Source organism: Sorangium sp. So ce1153 (genome assembly GCF_051521595.1).
In the GTDB taxonomy this organism is placed as follows: domain Bacteria; phylum Myxococcota_A; class Polyangia; order Polyangiales; family Polyangiaceae; genus Sorangium.
In genome coordinates, this window is record NZ_CP150361.1 from 7,230,967 (window position 1) to 7,251,632 (window position 20,666).

Consider the following 20,666-nt stretch of genomic DNA (forward strand, 5'->3'; position numbering starts at 1 on the left):
GGATCGGTCTGTCGACCTCTCGATCGAACCGCTGTTTGGATCGCTGTCAATCGGCGCGCGCGCTCTCGACGAGGGCGAGCGTGAACAGGGCAGCGGCCGCGAGGGCCGCGAGCGCCCGGACGGTGTTCCACGCCGTCCACGCGGGGACGTAGCGAGCCCACGTCTCCGCGGCCACCGCGGCCTCCGGCGAGACGCTCGCCAGCGCGTCGTTGAGCGGGACGTTGCGCGCCATCGTGACCAGGAACGTGCCGATGACATACAGCGCGCCCCCGGCGACGCGGAGCCGCGAGCCGGCCTCTGACCAGCTGAACAACGAGGCGACGGCCACGATCAGGCACGCCCCCGCCGTCCCCACGAACACCCCGAGGAACGATCGGTTCAGGACAACCACGTTGATCGACTGCATCGCCGCGACGCCCTGCGCCGGCGGGAGCTTCGCCAGCGCCGGCGCCACGAAGCTCGAGAAAGCGAAGAACACCCCCGCGATCAGCCCACACCCGAGCGTCGACCCGAGGGTCAGGAGGAACAGCGCCCGCGCGCTCATCGGCTCCACCCCCACGCCGCCGCGGCGTCGCGACCCGCGGCGCGGCAGGCGACGCGCGCCGGCAGCCCCCGCGCGGTCAGCCGCTCGGCAACGCGGCGCACGCGGCGCCCCGCCTCGCCCGTGCGCCCGATGTTCGACGTCCTCCCCTTCTGAACGGTCATGGCCATCTCCTTGACTCGCTGACTCGCTGGCTCGCTGGCTCGCGCTGACAGGGAGAGGATGGGCCGTGCACGGACGCATCGCCACAGGCAACGATGCAGACTATCATTGCACCCATGCAACGAACGTCCGCGGCCCGCAGAGCGCTCCAGTGGGACGACGTGCGCTTGTTCCTGGCGCTGTGCCGCGCCCGGACCGTCGGCAGCGCGGCGGCCACGCTGGGCATCGACGCCTCGACCGTGTCGCGCCGCCTCGCGGCGATCGAGGAGGCGATGGACGCGTCCCTCTTCGATCGCGGGCGCGACGGCGTCGCGCCCACCAGGGCCGCGGAGGACCTCCTGCCCATCGCCGAGGAGATCGAGCAGGCGATGATGCGGTTCGCCAGCGCCGCCGAGGGGATCGAGCGCGAGGTCGCGGGGCCCGTGCGGGTGACGTGCCCCGCGGACGTGGCCGAGGCGGTCGTCGTGCCGCTCCTGCGCGAGCTGCTCGAGCGGCACCCGGCGCTCCGCATCACGCTCGATCCCGGGGAAGCGCTCCTGGACCTCACGCGCCGCGAGGCCGACCTCGCGCTCCGGACGGCGCGGCCGACCCGGGGCGATCTCCTGGTGACGCGCCTCCGGTCGGTGCGCTGGGTGGCCGCCGCCTCGCCCGAGGTCGCGCGCGAGCTCGGGACGCTGCGGGCGTGGCCGGACGCGCCGTGGGTCGGCTGGGGGGAACGGCTGTCGACCATCGGGCCGGCGCGCTGGCTCGAGACGTTCGCCCGCGGGGCCGAGCCGGTGGTGCGGTCGGACAGCCTCAGGGTGCAGCTCTCGGTGCTGTCGAGCGGCGTGGGTGTGGGGCTCGTGCCGGAGCCCAGCGTCGCGCACTACGGGCTGGTCCCGGTGAAGATCGGCGCCTCGTTGCGCGAATCCGCGGCAGAGTGGCCGTCGGACGAGCTCTTCCTCGTCGCGCACCGCGCGCTCCGCGACGTGCCCCGCGTGCGCGTCCTGTGGGATCTCCTGGTCGAGCGCCTGGGGGAGCGCGCGCCGACCCGCAAGAAAACGTGAGGATGGCCGTCAGGAGAGCCCGAGGAGCGCGCTCCGGCGCTCTCCCCGGGCTCTCAGCCGCTCTCGCTCGCGGCCTGCGGCTCGACGTCCGAACAGCAGCGGAAGCCGACCTCGTAGCCGTAGTCGTCTTCCTTGTGAAAGGTCGTCATCGGACGGCACTGGCTCCGGATCGGCCCCCACCATCCACCCTTGAGCCCGCTGCGGTAGGGTGCCTTCTGATCAGTGCGCACCACCCACTCGTTGACGTTGCCGTTCAGATCGAAGACGCCCGCCCACGAGGCGCACGCCGCGCGCGCGCCGGCCGGCTCGCGGCCGTCCAGGCGCGCAACCTCGGCGGCGCACCGCTCGTTCTGCTGGCACGCCTCGTAGTGGAGCAGCCGCTGCGCGTGGTCGGGAAAGACGTAGTCCCGGTCCTGATTGCACGTCTCGGCGTCCCGCTCGTAGCCGTAAGCGTAAGGCAGCGCCTCGGGGCCCTCGCAGGCGAAGTTGAACTCGGCCTCGGTGCACAGCCGCTTGCCCTGCGCCTCACAGAGACCGGCGGCCTGCTCCCACGAGGTCAGCGTGCGCGGCAGCTCACCCGGGACGTTCGGGTACTCGTACCTGTCCATACAGAACGAGAGACTCTCGTTCTTCTTGGCGACGCACCGCGACGGCTCGCGGAAACGCAAGCACCGGGCGGCCACGCCCGGCTCACCGTGGCGCTTCGTCCACTCGGGGTGGTATTCGAGGCATTCTTGCACCACGGCGGGGCAATACTCACCCTCCACCCGCACCATCCCGCCGGGGCAGCCCTCGGTCGATCCGGGGAGGGTGACGGGCGCCTCCGTCGTCGTGGGATCGTCCGTCGGCAGCTCGTCGGTCTCCATCTGCCAGGACGCGACCTGCGCAGGCTCGGACACCTGCGCCGGAACCTCATGAATCTCGACGGTTCGGGCGCTGGCCCTCTCCGTGTCCAGATGACTGCCGCAGCTCAAAGCCGCGACGCCGAGGAGTGTCGTTACCGTGAAGCCCAGGATTCGCACGTTAACCTTCTTCCCACGTCTGACTACATCAGCGTACACACGCGGGCCAAGTTGGAAGCTGAACCGAGCTCGTCGCGATCTTCCTTCTCGCGAGCGTCGGGAGCTGGCTGCTGAGGTTGCAAAATCTCGGCCTGCTGCCGTGCCCGACGATGCCGGGCAACGCGGCTGCTCGACCCGCCGTCGTGCCGTGGCGTGGCCGCCCGGTCGGCCACGATGGCCGGCCAGCGCGGCCACCCCGGCACGCGCTGTCACACGCGACAGGCGCGCCAGACGTCCTCTCGCGCGACTTCTTTCACAGAGCCGATCCTCGACAACGATGGATCGGAGGAGATCTCGTGAAGTGAGCGACGTCCCAGGGCACGGCGCCGGGAGCCGTCAGAAGCGCGCCTCCAGGGAGAGGGAGACGGCGAGGAGAGGTCGGCCGTAGCGGGTGGCGTCGGCGGCGGGGCTCGAGCCGACGTTGCGCTCCGGGTGCGGGATGTCGACGGCCGGAAACGCGGCGCCGGCGAGGCCGCCGAGGCGGAAGCCGGCGTGATCGTGGACGAACCAGCGCAGGGCCGCATCGAGGTGCGGGACGGCAGCCCACGCGGCGCCGGAGCCGCCGTCGAACACCGGTGACGCGAGGAGCGTCTGGTAGCGCAGGCGCAGCACGCTCGCGCCCGCCCCGAGCGTCGCGAGGCCGCGGCCGCTCGCGAAGGAGAGCGCGCCGCCCGCCGTGGCGCCGACGAGCCAGACGCCGTGCTCGAGGCGCCCGCCGGGGATGCTCCACGAGGTGTCGCCGAGCGTCGCGGTCCCGCCCGCCGCGACGTAGCCGCCGCGGAAGAGCGCGGACGCGCCGATCGAGAGCGCCGGCGTCGCCGGGACATCGCCTCCGGTGATGAGCAGCGCGGGGCCGACCGAGGCGACGAAGCGCGTGCGTCGCCGCGCGTCGTCGCCAGTGTGCGGGGAGGGCTGAGGGGAGGGCTGAGGGGAGGGCTGAGGAGCGGGCTGAGGAGCGGGTGGGGTGGAGCTCGCAGCGGGCGCGTGATCGGCGGAGAGCGCGGGGGGCGCGGGGGATGGGGGATTCGCGGAGGCCGCCGGGCTCGCGGAGGGGACGCCGGCAGGGCTGGCCGCGGGCGGGTGGGGCTGGCCGCTCGCGGCGGCGCCGTCGATCGGGTGAGGGCTGGGGGCATCGCGGTGAGGGCTCGGGGCATCGCGGTGGAGGAGGCGAGCGCGGAGCAGCTCGACGGCGGCCAGGGCGAGGATCTCGGGCCCCTCGCCGCCGCGCACCGCGACCTCGAGCTCGCCACCTCCGTGCCGCGCGGCGAGGGCGATCGTCACGCGCTTGCGGGCCACGACGACGCGCGCGTCCGCGTCCTCGGCGCCGCCCGTGGTGACGCGCACCTCGAGCGCGCGGAGCTCGGCGCGGATCCGCTGGAACGTCGCTTCCGCCGGGTCCCCGGCGAGGGCCACCGTGGCCCGCGCGGGCGCGTCGGCGCTGGCCGGGGCCTGCGCCGCCTCGGGCGGCGGCGCCGCGCCGAGGAGGCCCGGGAGGGCGCCGAGCATCGCGAGGACGCGGAGGCCGGCGCGGGCGGCGCGGGCGGCGCGGCGCGCGGAGGCGAGCTCAGCGCGCATCCGTGAGGGAGCGCGCGAGGGGCGCGTAGGCGCCGTTGGGGTACTCGGCGAGGTAACGGCGCGCAGCGCGGCGCGCGACCTCCCGGTCCCGCCGCTGCTCCAGCTCGAGGCTCCGCCCGAGCGCTTGCTCGCGCAGCGCGCCCCCAGGCGCCTCGCGGAGGTAGGTGTCGAACCAGGCGAGCGCGTCGCCAGGATCGCCGAGCTGATCGGCGGCGAGCTTGCCGAGGAGGAACGCCGAGTCGCCGCGCGCGCCGTGCCGGTTGCGCAGGGCGAGGAGCGCGGCGCGCGCGGCGCGCGGGCGCCCCGCGTAGCGCGCGGCGTCGGCGAGGAGCCGGAGCTCCTCGGGCGTGGCCCGCGCGAGCACGGCGTCGAGCCCCAGCCGCTCGACGGCCGCGAGCGCCTCCTCGTGGCGCCCCGCGCTCGCCAGAGACTGCCAGCGCGGCGCGGCGTCCGTCGCGCCGGCCGCCGGCGGGCGGGGGTCGCGGTCGCGGTCCGCGGGCGGCGGCCCCGCGGCCACCGCGGGCGCGTCCGCCGAGGGGGCGGCGGCGGCGCTGCTCGCCGGGGGCTCGCTCGGCGCGGTGATGTCGAGCCGATCGCCCGCCGAGAGCCGCGCCGTCCCGAGATCCGGGCCCGTCACCTCGACGCTGCCCTCGGCGAGCGCGAGCGTGAAGCGCCGCGCCTCGGGGGCCCAGCGCGCCTCGAAGCGCGTCCCTGTCACGCGCACCGCGTAGGGCCCGGCGTGGACGACCCAGCGCGTGTCGCTCCGGTGGACGACGTGGAAGTCCGCGCCGCCCCGCTCCACGCGCAGCTCCGCGCCGCGCGCGTCGGTCGCGAGGACCTGGAGCGCGGACGCCGCGTCGAGCCGCACGGAGGTCCCCTCGGCGAAGGTGAAGGCGAGCGGCGCGTCGCGCGCCTCGACCCGCGCGCCCGCGCCTGGCGCAGGCGCGCCCGCGCTCGGCGCGACGGCGGCGAACTCGCTCCCGCCCGCGGGCGGCCAGGCCGTGCGGAAGAGCGCGGCGCCGCCCGCAGCGAGCAGGAGCGCGGCAGCCGCGGCGGCCCAGACGGCGGGGCGCGCCCGGCGGGGCGGGGCCTCGACCTCGGCGGCGAAGAGCCGCGCGCGGGCCGCGGCGAGCGTCTCGCCCGGCCTGGCGCGCTGGTCGGAGGTGCGGGCCACCTCGGCCCCGAGGGTCTCGATGCGTCGTGTCACGGGTTCCATCGCGTGCCCTCCTCGATCCATGTCGCGAGCACGGGGTCTCGCTGGGCAGCGCTGACGAAGCGCGCCTCGGCCCGGGCGATCCGCCGCTTGATCGTCGCCAGCGACACGTCGCAGGCGGCCGCGGCCTCGGTGAGCTCCATCCCTTCGATGTAGCGCAGCGCGAAGGCGACGCGCTCTTCGAGCGGGAACGACTCGAGCAGCCGGTAGGTCCGATCGTGGGCCTCCCGGAGCTCCGCGTCGGCGCCGCGCGCCAGGGGCTCGGGCATGTCCTCGGGCGAAAAGAAGCGCAGCCAGCTCCGGGCCTTGTGGTGGCGGATGCTCTTGCACGACGTGTGCACGGCGACGGACCTCATCCACGACGTCAGCGCCGCCGCGTCGCTCACCTGGTGCACGGTCGCATAGGCCGACACGAAGGCGTCGTGGACGACGTCCACGAAGGTCGTGTGCCGCTCGGTCCCGAGGATGCGGCGGGCGACGCGCTCGACGAGGGCGCCGTAGCGCTCGAAGAGGACCGCCTTGGCCCAGGGATCCCCGCGCTGGAGGCGACGGAGGAGCTCGGCGTCGTCGCGCTCGACCGGCAGCGCGACGAGCTGCCCGCCGCCCGGCGGGGCGCTGGCGCGGCTCGCGGCGTGCGGCATCGGCGAGCGCGATCCGTCAGGCACGGGGTCTCCTCGGCGGGTCGCGGCGGTGTCGCCGAGCCGAGGCTCGGCGCTGCGGGGCGGAGAGGGTTCGATGCGGGAGGGCACAGCTCTCCATCAAAGGACCGGCAGGAGCCCGAGACGGCTCACGCATCTTTTCTGCGCGCCCCGGTGAGCCGTCCCCGGGCGGAGGCGGTCCCTTGGGGTCGACCGGGACGAGATGTCCCCCTCCCCTTGCCATGCGCCTCGCTTCCTCCGTCCCCTGCCTCATCGCCACCGCCGCCCTCGCGGGCGCCGCCGGCGCCGCGCCGCGCCCGCTTCCCGGGGAGTGGCGCCACGTCGCCGAGGCGCAGGAGCGGCTCGCGATCGCCGATTACGCGGCGGCGGAGGCCCTCCTCGCGCAGGTCCCCGCGCAGAGCGAGGCGGCGCGCGACGCCGGGATCCTCCGCGGCCAGCTCGACGCGGCGCTCGCCCCGCGCCTCGAGCTCGAGACCCGCGCCTTCTTCGACACGCAGCCGCTCGATCGCTGGTCGCAGAGCGCCGGGCTGTCGTTCTGGCCGACGGCGAGCCTGGAGCTGCGCGCGCGCGCGCTCGGCCTCTGGTACCCGCGCGCCTCCCACGAGCGCGGCGAGACGACGGAGCCCCGCAGCGGCGCGACGCCGGCCCACGCGGTGGGCGGGCTCGTGGGGCTCCTCTTCCGCCCGGCCCGGGCGGACCTCGACGTCAGCGCGACGGGAACAGCGCGGGTCTGGGCGGACGGCAGCGCGCAGGTGTCGGGGAGCGGCGAGATCGAGGGGCGGTGGCTCTCGCCGCTGCGGCTCCGCGCGTCGGCGCGGCGCGAGGAGCTCCTCGACGCCCACGCGGCGACCCGCGAGCACGTGTTCGTCAGCGCGGCGGGCGGCGCGCTCGCCGTCGCCGACTGGAACGGCTGGAGCGGAGAGCTCCGCGGCGAGGGGCGCTGGTACTCCGACGGGAACGACGGCCTCACCGCCTACGGCTGGGCCGTGGCGCCGCTCCTGCGCGGCGCGCTGAGCCTGAAGGCCGGGTGGGGCGCGGCCTGGGCCGACACCTCGCGCTCGCGCTGGTCCCTCACGGCGCAGACCTACTCGCCGTATTTCACCCCCCTCGGCGTGCGCCGCCACGGACCCATCCTCGTCGCGGCGCTCTCGCTCGGCAAGCTCCGCCTCGACGCGAGCGGCGACTTCGCCGTGCAGGGGAGCGAGATCGATCCGACCGCGCTCGCCTGGAGCGTCACGTCGCGCGTCGACAGCACCCACGTCGACGTCCGCGCGGGGGCGTCGCTCGACCTCGGCGTCGTCCGCCTCGGGGTCACCTACCACCACAACCACCAGCTCTACTACCGGTTCCATGACACGACGCTTCGCCTCGATCTCCCGCTTTGACCCGGGGCTATTCCGGTGGTCGTCGGCCGCGCCCGTGCGGCTCGTCGATCGCTTGATCGTCCGGGCGCTCGTGGCCTTCGGGCTCGTGGGCGTCGCGGGCTTCGCGAGCTTCTGGTTCCAGGAGCGCCACGTCGCCCACCTCGCGACCTTCGTCGCGCTGTCGATCGCGGTCTGGTACGGCATCAGCCGCATCGTCCTCGCCTGGATCGGGTACCTCGCGGCGGGCCCTGTCGAGCATCGCCCGGCGCCCGCGGGCCTCTCCGTCGCGGTCTTCACCACGGCCGCGCCGGGCGAGCCGCTCGCCATGTTCGAGGCGACCCTCGCGGCGCTCGCCCGCGTCCGCTACCCGCACCGCACGTACCTCCTCGACGGCACGGCCGACCCGCGCTTCCGCGCGCTCGCCGAGCGGCACGGCGCGGTGTGGCTCGACTCGAGCGGCGTCCCGGGCGCCAAGGCCGGCAAGATCAACATGGCCCTCGCGCGGACCGCGGAGGACTTCGTCCTGGTCCTCGATCCGGATCACCTGCCCTTCCCGGAGTTCTTCGACCGCGTGCTCGGGCACTTCGACGACCCGCGCGTGGGCTTCGTGCAGGTCTCGCAGGGCTACTACAACCAGGCCGACTCCCCGATCGCCCGCGGCGCGGCCGAGCAGACCTACGGGTTCTACGGGCCGATGCAGCTCGGGCTCCACGGGCTCGGCAGCGCGGTCGCCATCGGCGCCAACTGCACCTTCCGCCGCGCCGCGCTCGCGTCCATCGGCGGGCACGCCGTGGGGCTCGCGGAGGACCTCATGACCTCCATCCGGCTGCACTCGACTGGATGGACGTCGGTCTACGTCCCGGAGATCGTCAGCCGCGGGCTCGTGCCCGACGACCTCGGCGGGTACTTCTCCCAGCAGCTCAAGTGGGCGACCGGCGCGGTCGACGCGCTCTTCGCCGAGGTGGTGCCGCGCTTCTTCCGGCTCAGCGCGCGCCAGCGGCTCTCGTACGTGGCCATCGGCACGTACTACCTCACCGGCCCCGCCACGCTGACGTACCTCGTCCTGCCGCTCGTCGCGCTCTGGGGCGGCTCCTGGCCCATGCACGTGGATCCGGCGGGGTTCGTCGCGGCGGGCGCCCCCATCGTCGTGGCGGCGGTCGCGCTCCACTTCCACGGGCAGCGGTGGTTCTGCGACCGCGCCACGGAGAGCGGCCTCCACTGGCGCGCCCTCCTCCTCAAGCTCGCCGCCTTCCCCGTCTACACGCTCGGGGTGGCGCTGGCGATCGTCAAGCGCCTCGTCCGCTACGTGCCCACGCCGAAGCGCGGGCTCGGCGGCCGGCTCCTGCCGCTCGCGTGGCCGCACCTGCTCGTCGTCCTTTCGTTCCTCGTCACGATGGGCGCGAGCCTCTGGCTCCGGACCTCCGCGCACCGGCTCGCCGAGCGCTGGAGCGACGCAGAGTCCTACTGGGCGATGCTCCTCTTCGGCGCGCTCGGGGCCGCGTCGATGAGCGGAGCGATCGCCTGGGCCGCGCGGCGCGGCGGGGGCGCGGCCCAGGTGATCGACCCCTGGGAGCGCCTACCCGCGCGCGGAGCCGCGACCGCCACGACGACCACGACCCCCATGACCACCCTCGGAGGATCACGATGAAGCGCTCACACCGCGTCGCGCTGACAGCCGCCACCGCGACAGGCGCCGCCCTCGCGGTGCTCTTCTCGACCTACGGGCGCGAGCCCGCCGAGGCCTGGCTCTCGTCGGCCTTCAGCACGGCGAGCGCCGCCGTGGCCACGGCGGATCTCGCCTGGACCGCCGGCCCCGAGCGCGACGCCCGGCTCGCGCGCCTGTCCGCGGAGCTCGCGCCGCGCAAGCTGGAGGATCTCCGCGCCCCGAAGCGCCTCCTCTACGGCGCGCACGACGGGGGGCTGCCGCGCGAGGTCGGCGGGTACCTCGCGCTCGAGGAAGCGGTCGGCCAGACGCTCCTCCTCACGCAGATCTACGCGGCCTGGGGCGACGGCGCGGACCAGGGCTTCCCGAGCCGGGCCGCGCGGGCCATCTGGGCCGTGGGCTCGGTGCCGGTCATCACGTGGGAGCCCTGGCTCAGCGCGTTCCAGCGCGCGGACTTCTCGCTCCGCCCGGCGGCGACGCGGGACCACGGCGGCCTCACCGACATCGCCGACGGCAAGTACGACGCCTACGTCGACGGCTGGGCGAAGGCGGCGGCGGAGCACGGGCACCCGATCCTCCTCCGCTTCGCGCACGAGATGAACGACGGCTATCGCTACCCCTGGGGGCCGGTGAACAACCCGCGACCGCAGGAGTTCATCCGCGCGTGGCGGCACGTCGTCGGGCGCTTCCGCGCCGCCGGGGCGTCGAACGTCCTCTGGGTCTGGGCGCCGAGCGTCTCGTACGAGAACTACTGGGAGTACTACCCGGGCAACGAGTGGGTCGACTGGGTCGCGACGGGCGTCCTCAACTACGGGACCGCCGTCCGCTGGTCCAAATGGTACTCGTTCCAGGAGCTCTTCGCGCGCCACTACGAGCGCCTCGCCCCGCTCGGCAAGCCGATGATGGTCGCCGAGCTCGGCACGCTGGCCGCCGGCGGGGACCGCGCGCGCTGGTACGAGGAGGCCCTGACGGGCTTCGCGGCGCGCCACCCCGCGGTGAAGGCGCTCTTGTTCTTCCACGTCGCGAGCGACGCGACGGTGACCCACGAGCCGCTCTCGTGGGCCTTCGCCGACGACCCCGCGGTCGCCGGCGCGGTGCGCCGCGCGCTCGCGGCACAGACCAACCATGCACAGGAGGCTCAGCGATGAAGATCGTGGTGCTCGCCGGCGGGCTCGGGACCCGCCTCAGTGAAGAGACAGTCGACAGGCCGAAGCCGATGGTCGAGATCGGGGGCCAGCCCATCCTCTGGCACATCATGCAGATGTACGCCGCGCACGGCTTCGACGACTTCGTCGTGGCCTGCGGCTACAAGGGCGACTTCATCAAGGACTGGTTTGCGGGGCTGAGGACGCGCCGCGCGGACTTCACGGTCGACCTGCGGAGCGGCGAGGTCGACGCGCTCGGCGTCCACTGCCCGAGCTGGCGCGTGACGCTCATCGACACGGGGCTGCACACCCAGACGGGCGGGCGCATCCGCCGCCTGAGCCGCGTGCTCGGACGGGAGCCGTTCATGGTCACCTACGGCGACGGGGTCGGGGACATCGACATCGCGAAGCTCGTCGCCTTCCACCGCTCCCACGGCAAGCTCGCGACGATCACCGCGGTCCGCCCGCCGGCCCGGTTCGGCGTCCTCGATCTCCGGGGCAGCGAGGTCGCGGCGTTCGCCGAGAAGCCGCAGGCCGAGGGGGGGTGGATCAACGGGGGCTTCTTCGTCTTCGAGCCAGGCGCCCTCGACTACCTCGACTGCGACGACGCGATGCCGCTCGAGCGCGAGCCCCTCGAGCGGCTCGCCGCCCTCGGGCAGCTCATGGCCTATCAGCACGAGGGCTTCTGGCAGCCGATGGATACCCTGCGCGACAAGCGCCTCCTCGAGCGGCTCTGGGACGAGGGGCGCGCGCCCTGGAGGACCTGGTCATGAGCGAGCACCTCGACTTCTACGCCGGCCGCCGCGTGTTCGTCACCGGGCACACGGGGTTCAAGGGCTCCTGGCTCACCGCCTGGCTGCGGCTCTTGGGCGCGCAGGTCACCGGGTACTCTCTGCCGCCGGAGGGCGCGCCGAGCCTCTTCGCCGACGCGCGCATCGACGACGGGGTCACCTCGATCCTCGGTGACCTCTGCGACGAGGGGCGCCTCGCGCGGGCGATGACCGAGGCCGAGCCGGAGATCGTGCTGCACCTCGCGGCGCAGGCGCTCGTCCGGAGGTCGTACGCGCGGCCGGTGGAGACCTTCGCGACCAACGTCCTCGGGACGGCGCACGTGCTCGAGGCGGCGCGGCGCCTCCCGTCGGTGCGGGTCGTCCTCGTGGTGACGACGGACAAGTGTTACGAGAACAACGAGTGGGTCTGGGGTTATCGCGAGACCGACGCCCTCGGCGGCCACGACACGTACAGCGCGAGCAAGGCCTGCGCGGAGCTCGTCGCGGCGGCCTACCGGCAGTCGTTCTACGGGCGCGACATCGCGCTCGCGACCGCGCGCGCCGGGAACGTCATCGGCGGCGGAGACTGGGCGGAGGACCGCATCGTGCCGGACATCGTCCGGAGCGTCGTCGCGGGGAAGGCCGTGCACATCCGGCACCCGCGCGCCGTGCGCCCCTGGCAGCACGTCCTCGATCCGCTCTCGGGGTACCTCCTCCTCGCGCGGCGGCTCTGGGACGATCCGGCGCGGTACAGCGGCGCCTGGAACTTCGGCCCTGACGACGCCGAGCCGCGGACGGTGCACCGCCTCGCGGAGGCCATCGTCCGCGAGCTCGGGCGGGGCTCGCTCGAGCTCGCCGAGCCCTCGGAAGGCGAGCAGCTCCACGAGGCGACCACGCTGCGGCTCGACTGCAGCAAGGCGCGGTCCCGGCTCGGCTGGCGCCCGCTCCTCGACACCGACGGCGCCATCGAGCTCACGAGCGCGTGGTACGCGGGGTACCTCGCGGATCGCGGGCGCGCGCGGCCTCTCGTCGAGGAGCAGCTCCGGCTCGCCACGGGGTTCGCGTGAGGCTCGGCGCGGCGGTCGTCACGGGCGCGACCGGGTTCATCGGCTCGGCGCTCGTCCGGCGGCTCCTTGCGGACGGGTGCGACGTCGTCGCGACGGCGCCCGCGGGGTCGGCGGGCTGGGCGCGCCTCTCGCGCCTCTCGCCGGGCCAGCGCGTCCGGCGGCTCCCGCTCGATCGCCTGACGCGGGACGCGCTCCTGGATGGGGTCGGCGACGAGCCTCCGGACGTGGTCTTCCACCTGGCGTCGGCCGGGGTGAACCCGAGAGAGCGAGCGCCGGGCACGCTGCTCGAGGGCAACGTCGGGGCCCTCGTCGCGACCCTGGAGGCCGCCGCCCGCTGGGGCGGGACGCGGGTCGTCTTCACGGGCTCGTGCTCGGAGTACAGCGCGGTCCGCGAGGGGCAGCTCGTCGACGAGGGCGCGCCGCGCGTCCCCTCGGACCTCTACGGCGCGGCCAAGGCCGCCGCGCACGACTACGGGCGCGCCGTGGCGCGGGCCCTGTCGGTGCCGCTCGTGACGCTCCGCCTCTTCGGCGTCTACGGCCCCGGCGAGGCGCCCCATCGCCTCATCCCGCACCTCGCGGCCCGGCTCCGCGCGCGGGAGCGCGTCGACCTCACCCCCGGCACGCAGCGCCGCGATCTCACCTTCGTGGACGACGTCGTGGAGGCGCTGCTCCTCGGCGCGACGACCGCGGGGCTCGAGCCCGGCGCGGCCTACAACGTCTGCTCGGGTCGCCCCACGAGCGTGCGCGAGGTCTGCCTCGAGGTCGCGCGGCAGCTCGGCGCGCCGGAGTCGCTCCTCGACTTCGGCGGCCGGCCGTCGCGCCCTGACGAACCCCCGTGGCTCGTCGGCGACCCCCGCCGCTTCCGCGCCGCCACCAGCTGGCGCCCTCGCACGCCCCTCTCCCTCGGCGTCGCCGCCTCGCTCGCCCCCTCGTGAAGCCCCAGGGGACGGGGAGCTGGCGACGCCCCACGGCGTGACCGATACCGTCTCGTCAGCAGCCGTGACACGCGATCTCGCGCAGCCCACATCACCCATGCACGAACGAGCCGTCCATTCGCAGCCTGGGCCACGCGCCTCAGGCGATCACCTGTAGAAGCCGACGTCGTCGATGAAGACGTCGAAATCCTCGCCCTGCGCGAACCCGAAGTCGATCGTGTAGAGCCCTGCCACGTCGACGGCCTGGGCGGTGGGCTCGGCGCCCGAGCCAGCGCGCGTGAGCTCCGCGAAGGGGATCACGATCAGGGCCCACTCCGCGCCGAGGGGCGCGATATAGGACCAGTGGTCGAAGCACCGATCGGGCTCACCCTCGCCCGCCGATTCATCGCAGATCCCGCCCGCGGGCTCCGAGGACTTGTCCGAGACGTTGACCTTGACGGTCGCCGCCGCGCCCGCGTCGCCGAGCCTGGCCCAGAACACGATACCTGCGTACGCCGACGCGTCGTAGGGGAACAGCCCCATGTCGGGGCCGTTCAGCGCGAAGCCGACCCCGGCGCCCCACTCCGTGAAGCCGGACCCGAACGTGTGTACCGCCATCGTGCTCTGGCCGCGCGGCGGCGTGAGCGCCTCCGGGACGAACCCGACGGGCGGCTCCTCCGAGGAATCCGGGGGAGTCTGCGTGCCCGTCCCATCATTGTAGCTGTACCAGTAGCCGACCCTGCCACTCGCCTCATCGATGGCGTTGTCGCCGTCTTCCATGTCGTCGATCAGGTCGACGTCTTCGGGGACGCTCCCCTCGTCCCCGCCCGTCCCGGGGCTGGCCGTGCCGCCCATCGCCGAGGCCGACGACAGGCCGCCGCCCGTCTCGCCGGACGCGCCGCCCGCTCCTTCCACCAGGTGGTAGCCGTCGTCCAGCCCCACGAGCGTGGTGCACCCGCTGGCTGCGAGCGTCCACGCCGCCCACATCCATGCTACGCGCCGCTTCGCCATATCTTCTCCTACCACCGCCGCGCGGGCGCGGTCCACCGCCGCGCGGGACCGCCCGCGGCGCGACGTCAGGCGATCGGGCCGTCACGAGGGAGCGCGGCCGAGCGTGGATGAGCGCCCCGTCGCCGAGAACCCCGCAGCTGTGGAGTGAAGGCGGATCCGAAGAGGAGGATGAGTTCAGCGGTTCGTCGACACGGCGCGCAGGAGCCGGCTCGCCCTGTACCAGACCGCGACGGGCACGAAGAAGGTCGCGAAGCTCCGGGAGATCTTCACAGCTGTCTGGCGCTCGTGCGGCGCTTGCCAGGGAGAGAGACGGGGATCGCTACTCCAGCACCGTCTCCATATCCCAGTCGACCCACATGTCTTTCCATTCGCTGACCGGCTGCTGAACGCCGTTGTCCAGGATATTCAGCACGTCCGTGTTTGCGCTGGTATTGCCCTCGAATGCTCGCTTGAACATTTCGCCAGCAAGGGCGGTCTGAGAGCCCGACGCGCCGCAGTGGTTCGCGCTGTACATCTGAAAACCCATGCGCTCCGGGACACCGAGCGCCTTCCATACCGGCTTTGCTGCCCATGCGGAGAGCGCTTCGCAGGTTCCACCCAGGTGACACCATGAGTTCCTGCCATTGGAATTCGTGAAGTGCACCAGATGCCGTGGAGCGATGGTCGCCAGGATCATGTGCGTATCAAAGGGGAGGTTGTATACCTTCGAGGGGTCGCTTCGGAGCCAGCGGGCCGCGCCGGTCACCCAGGGTCCGCAGATACCGCTGTCCTCGAGGTTATCGATGCTCTGAGGCTTGGAATCCGAGCACTGCCAAACAGAACCACCTTCACCGTGCCTGAACCACTCTGCCTGGCGCAGGTTGGCTACACCACCACCGCCCGATTCCACGATGACGACCACCGGCGCACGACTGAAGACACCCGCCAGGTAAGCGCCTTTTCCACATCCGGAACATCCCGACACCATCACCTTCGTGGGGTCGTGTCCGCTGCCAGGGTTCTGTTCCAACACGTCCATCACCCGGTCGATCATCCATCCGTTGGCGATGTTGGTGTTGAGCTCGGACAGGCCGAAGAGGTTTCTTATCTTGCCTTCGAAGCCGCTTCCAAACGACAGCGTCTTACTGCCCGACGGGAAAATCCCACCCGACAACTTGAGAGCGATCACATCGCCGGATCCGCTGATGCTCGCCGAGAAGCTCTCTGTTTTTTCACCCACCTTGGCGGTGATTGAAACGGTACCTCCGGATACGGTTCCGGTCACCTCATCCGGCTCGGAGGGGACTGGGCCGTAGAGGTACTTGGCCGCCATTGCCAGGATTTCCTTGCGGCGGCACTCCCACTGTTCCTTGGTGGTGACCTTCGTTCCGTCAAAGAAGGTGAACGGATCCGGGAGTTTCAGGTTCACCTCGGTCAGACCACTCGGCTCGGGCAACGTGGGCAGGGTACACGTGAAGGCGCCGCCGCCAGTCCCGCTGGTCCCGGTGGTCCCGCCAGTCCCGCTAGCCCCGCCGGTCGAGGAGCCGCCCGTGCCGGATCCACCCGTCGGAGCACCGCCGCCCGTACTGGCGACTCCGCTGGTCGCGGAAGCACCGCTGGAGGGGGAGCCTCCGCCCGTGGTGACTCCCCCGCTCGCGCCGGGTGTCCCGCCGCCTGCGCCCGAAGCATCTCCCCCGGTACCGCCGGATCCTACTTCTGAAGAACAGCCAGGGAAGCTCAAGAGGGCGAGTACGGGAATCGCGAGAGCGGCTAATTTGCGCGAGGCACGAGAGCGGACAGACATGAAGTCCTCCATGTTTCGAGTACAGTGGCGGAATGCGACACGCGTGCATGACACGTATACGTGACACGCGAAAACCGACGTATCTATGGTAGACGATAGGGAAGTCTAGGCGTTATTCGCGCTGGTGACGCTGGACGAACAAGGGGAGGAGGGCCGTCACGGGGAGCGGTCTGGAGAAGGCTGGCCGGAACGACACCATCAGACGACCATTCCCAGCGGAGGGCGGATCGATCACGCTTATCACTGGGAATCGTACGACCGGCGGGCAGCGTTCGGTCAGAACGCAGATGTTCAGCAATTTTGTAGTCGATGTGATCCATCCGGATCGTCTACGGGACCACCTTGGCGTTGCCGCATCGCGCTTCACAGTCCCACTCCGGCTCGCCGGAAGGTCGTGAGCGTTCACAACGCCCGGCGGCTTGGGCACCACCGCGCTGCGCCGCGTGGCGTGTGGCGCGAGCAAGCCGTGGTAGATCACGAGCGGATATCGGGGCGGCGGCGCCAGCGCAGCGAGCCGCGCCAGCAGCTCGACCGGCGTCATCACGCGGTGCCATTTCTGAGCTTGACCCGACCAGCCGCAGGCCTCCTTGGCTCTTGGACCAGGCCGCCACTACCTCCTTTTCATGGACCGGAGCGGCAGCTGCGTCCTCAGGCGTGGGAAGGCGAATCAGCGACTGTCCACCTTCGCGCGCGCTGAGCCATTCGGTACCGCCGCCAGCTCGAGCAACCGACCGGGTGACGTGACGGGTGGCGACGGTTCGCCCTCGCGGAATCGTTCCGCCAGGATTCTCGGAGAGCCTGACGACCGAGCGCCCTCAGCGGGGTCGCGCCGTAAGCAAGAACACATGGTATTCGTCGTAGAATTATCGTACAGATGAAGAGAGCACAGGCGACGAGCACCGCATAGAGCGCCAGCATGCACCGACCTTCTCTGGCTCGACACCTCGCACGGCAGGTGCGCCATGACGCGGCGCAGCCAGACCCACTCCCGTTACCGATCGCAACGCGTCGGGGTGCGCGTGTTACCGATCGTAGCGCAACGTCGTTTGCGTGTTACCGATGGTAACGCGACGTCGCCGAGCGAGGTCACGCGCGCGCTCTGCCAGCCGTGAAACGTGTATTCTCTCGGCCCCCGGTGTGGTACCCGGATCGAGGAGAGCAGCAGGCGGCACGTGCGCTGCGCAGCGGGCATCTCGACGTGTGGCGGCGCGCCGCCTCCAGACCGCATCCGATCGTCCGGATGCGGCCTGTCGCGCCCACGATTTTCGTCGCTTCGTCCCCAACCACCAGCGCAAGCAGACAGCACGAGTCACGTACGTTGCGCAGCGTCGCCAGGTAAGCAGAAGAAGCATCGCCATCCGACCGGCCGCAGGGCGGCTCAGGGACGGCGCTCAGCGCGCCGAAGGCACGGGAGCCGACGGGTCGTTCCGGCGGAGGCCTTCGCTCGTGCGGGTCGCACTGCGTTCGACGCAAGCATCGTGTGAACGGTGATTGCGATGACAAGGAATCTGATCGAATTGCCTTCCGCCGGGAATGTACATGCGGTCACGCTCGGCCGTGTTTCCGCCGGAAGAGAACGCAGCACGACCGCTTCGAGCATGACCATGCCGAGCCCCTTAGACTCAGCGAGGCCCACCATGTCGTTTCGATCGAGATACGCCCAATTCCTCACTGGAACCGTCCTCCTCCCCCTGCTCATCGCGTGCGGCTCGAGCGATGATGGGGAAGACACCAGCGGCACCGGCGGAGCAACCGGCAGCACCGTGTCGGGCGGCACCACGTCGTCCGGGAGCGGCGCGAGCAGCGGTGGAACCGGCGGCACAGGCCCCGGGGCGAGCGGCTCCACGACGAGCGCTTCGAGCGCCGGCGGCTCGGACGCGACGACAGGCACCGGCAGCGGTGCTGGCGGTGCCCCGGCGGGCGGGGACACGGAGCTGACCGGGATCGAGACCCCGGGCGCGGACTGCACCGTCCCCAGCCTGCCCGCCTTCGGCGAGCTGAGGGCGAACGACAAGCTGCCCGACCCGTTCACCATGATGGACGGGACGAAGGTGACGACCCGAGCGCAGTGGGTCTGCCGGCATCGGGAAATCTCCGAGATGGTTCAGCACTACGAGACCGGCCCGAAGCAGGTGAAGGAGGCCACCGTCACGGGCAGCGTGGCTGGCGGCAAGCTGACGATCAACGTGAGCGGTGGGGCGCAGGATGTCTCCTTCAGCGTCGACATCTCCCTGCCCAGCACCGGCACGCCGCCCTACCCCGCGCTCATCGGGCTCAGCGGCGGCTCTCTCAACAACAACCGCCTGAAGCAGATGGGCGTCGCGATCATCAACTACAACCACAACGGCGTGCAGCCCGAGGGGGACCGAAGCGGCGGCATCTTCTCCAAGTTCCACGGGAACGCGAACAGCGGCGCGCTGATCGCCTGGGCCTGGGGCGCGAGCCGCATCATCGACGCCCTCGAGTCCACGCCGGACGCGCAGATCGATCCGAAGCGGCTCGCCATCACGGGCTGCTCGCGGAACGGCAAGGGGGCGCTGATGATCGGCGCCATGGACTCGCGCATCGCGCTGACCATTCCGCAGGAGTCTGGCTCGGGTGGCGTGGCGGCGTGGAGGGTCTCGGAGGTCGACAACATGGGCAGGACCGGCAGCTCCGGCGTCCAGAACCTCAGCAGGACCTATGGCGAGCAGCAGTGGTTCAGCAAGACCATCGAGCAATTCGGCAACGCGGTGACCAAGCTCCCGCTCGACCACCACGAGCTGGTCGGCATGGTGGCGCCGCGCGGCCTCCTGATCCTCGGCAACCTCAACTACGAGTGGCTGAGCACGAACAACGCAGACCAGGCCGGCGGAGCCGCCAGGATGATCTACGAGGCCCTCGGCGCGAAGCAGAACATCGGGTACGTCGACAGCGGGCACACCCACTGCGGGACGGACTACGCGGGCGGCGAGCAGGAGGCGATCGAGGCCTTCGTCAAGAAGTTCTTGCTCGAAGACGCCAGCGCGAGCACCGACATCTGGAAGCCGAAGAACGCGCTCGATCAGGCCAAGTGGGTGGACTGGACGGCCCCGACGCTCCCGTGACAGCAAGCCTGCAGGGGTGAGGCGTAGCCCGGTCACCAGAGAGAAGGTGCCGGGCCCGTTCCGCGGCCCGGTCACGTGAAGGCGTGGCCGGGCCGTTCTGCGTTCTGCGTGGAGCTTCGCTGCGTTTTCAGGCCGGAGACGCCGGTCGCACAGGAGCCGAGAGGATCCGCTCCGTGAAGCCGCGACCAGCGCCGGCGAGCCGCGACCAGCGCCGGTCGCGGCTCGCGGGAGGTGCTAACGGCCCAGGAGGGCGTCCATCACCTTGTTGTAGGTCTCCTTCTTCTGATACTGGTCATTGAAGAGGAGAGACTGAGAGCTCTGCCCGTTGCACAGCGCCCCGCTCCAGCTGTTGAGCCACGACCTGCCGTCGTTGATCCCCCAGAAGGTGATGCCGACGCACTTGGGCAGCTGGAAGCAGGCCGCGACGATGTCGTGGTAGTAAGCGAGCTGCTCCTCCGCGGTGACCTGATTGCTGCAACGGTTGATGTCCATCTCGGAGATCAGCACCTCCAGGCCCAGCTCGGAGAAGCGCCGCAGGTTCGCCTCCACGTCCGCTCCGCCTGCCTCGTTGTTCGGCGGCCCGATGTGCATCTGGAACCCGACGCCGTCGATCGGGACGCCCCGCTCGACCATCCCCTTCACCATCTCGTAGACGTAGTCGGCCTTGTCGTTGAGCGCGTCGATGCTGTAATCGTTGTAGTAGAGCTTCGCGGTCGGGTCCTGCTCTCTCGCGATCTCGAAGGCGAGGTCGAGGAACCTGTCCCCCAGCGCGTTGAAGAACACCGAGGGCCTCATGCGGGGGTTGCCGACGCCTGTATCGCTATCGGTGATGACCGCCTCGTTGACCACGTCCCAGCTGTGGATCCGGTCCTTGAAGTGCCCCATCACGCCTTCGATGTGCCTGCGCATGGCTTGCTCCACCTGCGTGGCGCCGCTCAGGGAGTTCGCCCATCCCGGCAGCTGATTGTGCCACACCAGGGTGTGGCCCTTGACCTGCATCCGGTTCGACACGGCCCAGTTCACGATGTTGTCCGCGGCGCCCCAGCTGAACTGCCCCGCGTTCGGCTCCACCGAGTCCCACTTCATCTCGTTCTCTGCCGTCACGTAGTTGTGCTCGGCAGCAGCGACCCTCTTGTAATCATTGTTATTGAGACCACCGCCAGAGATGGCCGCGCCGATCAGGATCGGGGGGTTCGCCTTCTCACCGGCCTCCCTCAGCGTGCTGGCGCTCGCGGCAGGGACCCTGGCCTCCTCGCCGCCAGCGCCGCCCGTGCCGCCGCCGGCGCCGCCCGTGCCGCTCGTGACGGCCGTCGCGCCGCCCGTGCCGCTCGCCACGCTGCTCGTGACGCCCGTCGCGCCGCCCGTGCCGCTCGCCACGCTGCTCGTGACGCCCGCGCCGCCCGTGCCGGCGGTCGTGCCCGCCGTGCTGCTCGTCGCGCCCGCGCCGCCGGTTTCCCCTTCCCCGCCGCTGTCCGAGCAGCCGGTGGCACACAGGAACGCCGAGAGTAGAAGGGTAAGGGGTACTGACCTCATGTTGGAATCCTCCGAAGGGAAAATCTCGAACCAATTCCCGCGTAGTGGTGCCTTGATCATCGCCGGGTACACA

General features: G+C 71.8%; 17 protein-coding genes. 8 read left to right on the forward strand and 9 right to left on the reverse strand.

Translation table 11 applies throughout. The features are described 5' to 3' along the window. Positions 1-46: 46 nt before the first annotated feature. Together WME85_RS25995 and WME85_RS26000 are read right to left on the reverse strand one after the other, a co-directional pair. Positions 47-544, reverse strand: coding sequence for an anthrone oxygenase family protein (locus WME85_RS25995; RefSeq protein WP_437842049.1), 498 nt, complete (start codon positions 542-544; stop codon positions 47-49). Then, entirely contained in the window at positions 541-705 is a 165-nt protein-coding gene (locus WME85_RS26000) for a hypothetical protein (protein WP_437301721.1), read from the reverse strand. Before WME85_RS26000 ends, WME85_RS25995 begins: the two co-directional genes overlap by 4 nt. A 114-nt stretch (positions 706-819) precedes the next feature. Here WME85_RS26000 and WME85_RS26005 point away from each other — a divergent pair, with 114 nt between their 5' ends. Continuing rightward, entirely contained in the window at positions 820-1,749 is a 930-nt protein-coding gene (locus WME85_RS26005) for a LysR family transcriptional regulator (protein ID WP_437842050.1), read from the forward strand. Positions 1,750-1,802: 53 nt separating this feature from the next. Here the strand turns inward: WME85_RS26005 and WME85_RS26010 are convergent, their stop codons facing one another. The 4 genes from WME85_RS26010 to WME85_RS26025 all read right to left on the reverse strand — a co-directional run bounded on the left by WME85_RS26010 (position 1,803) and on the right by WME85_RS26025 (position 6,263). Further along, positions 1,803-2,648, reverse strand: a complete 846-nt coding sequence (locus WME85_RS26010) for an SUMF1/EgtB/PvdO family nonheme iron enzyme (protein WP_437842052.1) — start codon at positions 2,646-2,648, stop codon at positions 1,803-1,805. A gap of 498 nt (positions 2,649-3,146) precedes the next feature. After that, positions 3,147-4,385 (reverse strand): hypothetical protein, encoded by a 1,239-nt coding sequence (locus WME85_RS26015; protein WP_437842054.1) that lies wholly within the window; start codon positions 4,383-4,385, stop codon positions 3,147-3,149. Next, positions 4,375-5,601 carry a FecR domain-containing protein gene (locus WME85_RS26020; protein WP_437842055.1) on the reverse strand — a complete coding sequence of 409 codons (1,227 nt, stop codon included), beginning with the start codon at positions 5,599-5,601 and terminating at the stop codon, positions 4,375-4,377. Before WME85_RS26020 ends, WME85_RS26015 begins: the two co-directional genes overlap by 11 nt. Then, complete coding sequence (locus tag WME85_RS26025; protein ID WP_437842057.1) at positions 5,589-6,263, reverse strand: RNA polymerase sigma factor; 675 nt, start codon at positions 6,261-6,263, stop codon at positions 5,589-5,591. Before WME85_RS26025 ends, WME85_RS26020 begins: the two co-directional genes overlap by 13 nt. 215 nt (positions 6,264-6,478) lie before the next feature. Between WME85_RS26025 and WME85_RS26030 the strand changes: the two genes are divergently transcribed. Genes WME85_RS26030 through WME85_RS26055 form a run of 6 tightly spaced genes read left to right on the forward strand, consistent with a single transcriptional unit; the run spans position 6,479 to position 13,201 of the window. Beyond that, a complete protein-coding gene (locus WME85_RS26030) occupies positions 6,479-7,642 on the forward strand; it encodes a hypothetical protein (protein WP_437842059.1) in 1,164 nt (387 codons plus the stop codon). Continuing rightward, the gene (locus WME85_RS26035) at positions 7,608-9,269 is read left to right on the forward strand and encodes a glycosyltransferase family 2 protein (RefSeq protein WP_437842061.1); all 1,662 of its coding nucleotides are present in this window, start codon (positions 7,608-7,610) and stop codon (positions 9,267-9,269) included. The genes WME85_RS26030 and WME85_RS26035 overlap by 35 nt, the downstream gene beginning before the upstream one ends. Further along, positions 9,266-10,432 (forward strand): glycoside hydrolase family 26 protein, encoded by a 1,167-nt coding sequence (locus WME85_RS26040; protein WP_437842063.1) that lies wholly within the window; start codon positions 9,266-9,268, stop codon positions 10,430-10,432. Before WME85_RS26035 ends, WME85_RS26040 begins: the two co-directional genes overlap by 4 nt. Beyond that, on the forward strand, positions 10,429-11,202 hold the full coding sequence (gene rfbF / locus WME85_RS26045; RefSeq protein ID WP_437842065.1) for a glucose-1-phosphate cytidylyltransferase: 774 nt from the start codon (positions 10,429-10,431) through the stop codon (positions 11,200-11,202). Before WME85_RS26040 ends, rfbF begins: the two co-directional genes overlap by 4 nt. Continuing rightward, on the forward strand, positions 11,199-12,266 hold the full coding sequence (gene rfbG, locus WME85_RS26050; RefSeq protein WP_437842067.1) for a CDP-glucose 4,6-dehydratase: 1,068 nt from the start codon (positions 11,199-11,201) through the stop codon (positions 12,264-12,266). Before rfbF ends, rfbG begins: the two co-directional genes overlap by 4 nt. Continuing rightward, a complete protein-coding gene (locus tag WME85_RS26055; RefSeq protein ID WP_437842069.1) occupies positions 12,263-13,201 on the forward strand; it encodes an NAD-dependent epimerase/dehydratase family protein in 939 nt (312 codons plus the stop codon). Before rfbG ends, WME85_RS26055 begins: the two co-directional genes overlap by 4 nt. A 147-nt stretch (positions 13,202-13,348) precedes the next feature. Here the strand turns inward: WME85_RS26055 and WME85_RS26060 are convergent, their stop codons facing one another. Beyond that, the gene (locus tag WME85_RS26060) at positions 13,349-14,191 is read right to left on the reverse strand and encodes a hypothetical protein (RefSeq protein ID WP_437842070.1); all 843 of its coding nucleotides are present in this window, start codon (positions 14,189-14,191) and stop codon (positions 13,349-13,351) included. Positions 14,192-14,510: 319 nt separating this feature from the next. Further along, a complete protein-coding gene (locus tag WME85_RS26065; RefSeq protein WP_437842072.1) occupies positions 14,511-15,599 on the reverse strand; it encodes a glucuronyl esterase domain-containing protein in 1,089 nt (362 codons plus the stop codon). A 2,012-nt stretch (positions 15,600-17,611) separates the two neighbouring features. On the opposite strand from WME85_RS26065, the gene WME85_RS26070 reads away from it, so the two are divergent. Beyond that, a complete protein-coding gene (locus tag WME85_RS26070) occupies positions 17,612-19,060 on the forward strand; it encodes a glucuronyl esterase domain-containing protein (protein ID WP_437842074.1) in 1,449 nt (482 codons plus the stop codon). Between the two features lie 234 nt (positions 19,061-19,294). On the opposite strand, the gene WME85_RS26075 is transcribed toward WME85_RS26070, so the two are convergent. Further along, positions 19,295-20,593: an endo-1,4-beta-xylanase gene (locus WME85_RS26075; protein ID WP_437842075.1), complete on the reverse strand. Its 1,299-nt coding sequence runs from the start codon at positions 20,591-20,593 to the stop codon at positions 19,295-19,297. Positions 20,594-20,666: the final 73 nt, after the last annotated feature.

What these genes read in the sequence shown, in the direction of transcription:
- WME85_RS26000 (WP_437301721.1), bottom strand. Translation starts at nt 705, where the DNA reads ATGACCGTTCAGAAGGGGAGGACGTCGAACATCGGGCGCACGGGCGAG.
- WME85_RS26005 (WP_437842050.1), top strand. Translation starts at nt 820, where the DNA reads ATGCAACGAACGTCCGCGGCCCGCAGAGCGCTCCAGTGGGACGACGTG.
- WME85_RS26035 (WP_437842061.1), top strand. Translation starts at nt 7,608, where the DNA reads ATGACACGACGCTTCGCCTCGATCTCCCGCTTTGACCCGGGGCTATTC.
- WME85_RS26060 (WP_437842070.1), bottom strand. Translation starts at nt 14,191, where the DNA reads ATGGCGAAGCGGCGCGTAGCATGGATGTGGGCGGCGTGGACGCTCGCA.
- rfbG (WP_437842067.1), top strand. Translation starts at nt 11,199, where the DNA reads ATGAGCGAGCACCTCGACTTCTACGCCGGCCGCCGCGTGTTCGTCACC.
- WME85_RS26040 (WP_437842063.1), top strand. Translation starts at nt 9,266, where the DNA reads ATGAAGCGCTCACACCGCGTCGCGCTGACAGCCGCCACCGCGACAGGC.
- WME85_RS26015 (WP_437842054.1), bottom strand. Translation starts at nt 4,385, where the DNA reads ATGCGCGCTGAGCTCGCCTCCGCGCGCCGCGCCGCCCGCGCCGCCCGC.
- WME85_RS25995 (WP_437842049.1), bottom strand. Translation starts at nt 544, where the DNA reads ATGAGCGCGCGGGCGCTGTTCCTCCTGACCCTCGGGTCGACGCTCGGG.
- WME85_RS26030 (WP_437842059.1), top strand. Translation starts at nt 6,479, where the DNA reads ATGCGCCTCGCTTCCTCCGTCCCCTGCCTCATCGCCACCGCCGCCCTC.
- WME85_RS26020 (WP_437842055.1), bottom strand. Translation starts at nt 5,601, where the DNA reads ATGGAACCCGTGACACGACGCATCGAGACCCTCGGGGCCGAGGTGGCC.
- WME85_RS26075 (WP_437842075.1), bottom strand. Translation starts at nt 20,593, where the DNA reads ATGAGGTCAGTACCCCTTACCCTTCTACTCTCGGCGTTCCTGTGTGCC.
- rfbF (WP_437842065.1), top strand. Translation starts at nt 10,429, where the DNA reads ATGAAGATCGTGGTGCTCGCCGGCGGGCTCGGGACCCGCCTCAGTGAA.
- WME85_RS26070 (WP_437842074.1), top strand. Translation starts at nt 17,612, where the DNA reads ATGTCGTTTCGATCGAGATACGCCCAATTCCTCACTGGAACCGTCCTC.